Source organism: Aquabacterium sp. (assembly GCF_004297345.1).
GTDB lineage: Bacteria > Pseudomonadota > Gammaproteobacteria > Burkholderiales > Burkholderiaceae_C > Aquabacterium.
The window spans coordinates 1-2,396 of the sequence record NZ_SCTN01000075.1 but is presented as its reverse complement, the minus strand read 5'-3'; the positions used below and the strand labels follow the sequence as shown (position 1 = coordinate 2,396).

At 61.9% G+C, this 2,396-nt stretch carries 3 protein-coding genes; all 3 read left to right on the top strand.

The annotated features are described in order from the left end of the window. The coding region (locus EPO09_RS02230) for an SURF1 family cytochrome oxidase biogenesis protein (protein ID WP_290639738.1) at positions 1 to 406 on the top strand (406 nt) is incomplete at its 5' end. Continuing rightward, the gene (locus EPO09_RS02225) at positions 393 to 1,073 is read left to right on the top strand and encodes a hypothetical protein (RefSeq protein WP_290639737.1); all 681 of its coding nucleotides are present in this window, start codon (positions 393 to 395) and stop codon (positions 1,071 to 1,073) included. The genes EPO09_RS02230 and EPO09_RS02225, both read left to right, overlap by 14 nt. Positions 1,074 to 1,092: 19 nt before the next feature. Continuing rightward, entirely contained in the window at positions 1,093 to 2,337 is a 1,245-nt protein-coding gene (locus tag EPO09_RS02220; protein ID WP_290639736.1) for a heme A synthase, read from the top strand. The last annotated feature ends 59 nt before the right edge of the window (positions 2,338 to 2,396 follow it).

Genomic DNA, 2,396 nt, shown 5'->3' with positions numbered 1-2,396 from the left:
AGATCCACGTGATCGCCAGAAGTTGCCCTCTGTCCCTTCAAATGCCCATGAGGTTCGCGTGGTGGGGCGCGTTGCGACAGGATTGTCCAGAACGTATCAGCTTGGCAATGAGCCCGAAGTGGGCCATGGGCGAGGGCCCCTGCTCAGGCAGAACGCCGATGTGGCGTTCTGGCACCACTGGCTGGGGCAAGTCCCTGTGGCAGGCGCTGTGCTTCAGGTGCAAGCTGAGGTATCACCAGAGCAAGCCGATGCCATGCGCCGAAACTGGCCCGAGCCCGGGCTGGGGCAGGACAAACATCTGGCCTATGCGGCTCAATGGTTTGCGTTGTGCGCGCTGATCATCGGGCTCACGGTCTGGTTTCAGATCATCCGACCTCGTCGAGCAAGTACACATGTCTCATCCTGATACCGCGCAGACTGCGCCCATCCAGCTGAGCGTGCACAGCATGCCCAAGGCGGCCAATGAGCCCAGGCAGCGCACCCGATCCGGTCGGATCAAGATGCTGTTGGTGTGGGTTGTGTGTGCTGCGCCGGTGGTAGCTTCGTATTTCACGTATTACGTGATCAAGCCACAAGGACGGGTGAATTACGGTACCTTGGTCACGCCGCCCAAGCCGCTGCCTGCAGAGGCTGATATGCCGCTGGTCGATCTGAATGGTCGCGCGGTCAGGCCTGGCGCGTTGAAGGGGCAATGGTTGCTGGTGGCAGTGTCTGGTGGGGCGTGTGACCACACTTGCGAGCATCAGCTTTATCTGCAGAGGCAATTGCGCGAGACCCTGGGCAAGGACAAGGATCGCCTGGATCGTGTCTGGCTGATTCCCGATCAGGAGCCGGTTCGCAGCGGTTTGCTCGAAGGCTTGAAGAACGCCTGGGTCTTGCGTACGGGGGCGGCTGATCTTCAACGATGGCTGGTGCCTGAAGCGGGGCAAGCCATGACCTCGCACCTGTATCTGGTTGATCCGCGTGGTGACTGGATGATGCGCTTTCCGGTAGATGCCGATCCATCGCGCATCAAGAAGGACCTGGCCCGGCTCATGAAAGCCAACGAGTCCTGGGACGAGCCTGGTCGTTGAGATCGAAGAGGCTCGCTTGATGCTCAGTCTGATCAATCTGGATCCTGCACTGGAAGTGGCGCTGATGGGCGCATTGCTGGCCTTGTTGCCAGTCAGCCTGGTGGCGTGGCGGGCGCACAGGCAGGGGCTGCGAGGCTGGCCGGCCTGGCAGCGTGTACTGACCGTGCTCACGCTGTTCCTGACGATCGATCTGGTGGTGTTCGGGGCGTTCACGCGCTTGACGGACTCCGGTCTGGGCTGCCCTGATTGGCCCGGTTGCTATGGTGAGACCAGCCCCTTTGCTGCGCATGCGCAGATCAGTTCCGCGCATGCCGCATTGCCGTCCGGCCCGGTGTCACACAGCAAAGCGTGGATCGAGATGGTGCACCGCTATCTCGCCACTGGTGTTGGTGCGCTGATCACGGGATTGATGCTCGCAGCGTGGTCCATGCGTGGTCGCGCGGGTGCCTTGTCTCCGTGGTGGAGCACGGCCACCTTGGTGTGGGTGTGCGCGCAAGGCGCCTTTGGTGCTTTGACGGTCACGCTCAAGCTGCAACCCATCATCGTGACCGGGCATCTGATCGGGGCCATGCTGGGTGTGGGCTTGCTGACCGCGCAGGTGCGTGTGCTGGACATGCCGCAGATGCCGCCTCGTTTGCGTCAGGCCTGGGCTGCATCATCTTTGCGAAAGGCGGGCTATGTGGTGCTGGCCTTGCTGGCGATCCAGATTGCACTGGGCGCATGGGTCAGCACCAACTATGCGGTGCTGGCTTGCACGGAGGTGCCACTGTGCCAGGGGCAATGGTTGCCTGAGATGGACTTCTCTGTCGGTTTCCACTTGCTGCGGCCTTTGGGTGTAGACAGTCAAGGCGGCTTCATCACGCTGGCGGCCTTGACGGCCATTCATGTTGTACATCGCTTGATGGCTGTGCTGGTCTTGCTGGTCTTGATCGCTTATGGATGGGGCTTGCGCAAATGGCAGCATGCGCCTGACGGGCAGGGGCCATGGCTGCGCGACGGTGCGGCCTTGTGGTGGCTGGCCGGGCTGCAACTGGCCACCGGCTTGAGCAATGTGGTGCTGGGCTGGCCACTGCTGGCTGCGCTGGTGCACACGCTGGGCGCGGCCTTGATGGTCTGGCGTCTGGTGCATGTGCTCACCTGTCCGGCCTTGCTCGCCGCGCCTCGCGAGGTGTTGCAGGGCTCAACGAACAACACGGCTGCTGGATTGTTGGATCCATCACATCAGGGACTTCACGCTGGTGAACCGCAGGCCTCGGCCTCATAGTGATTCTCCAGACACCAGGGGACAAGCATGTCTGACGCCATTGCCTCATCTGCCGACAG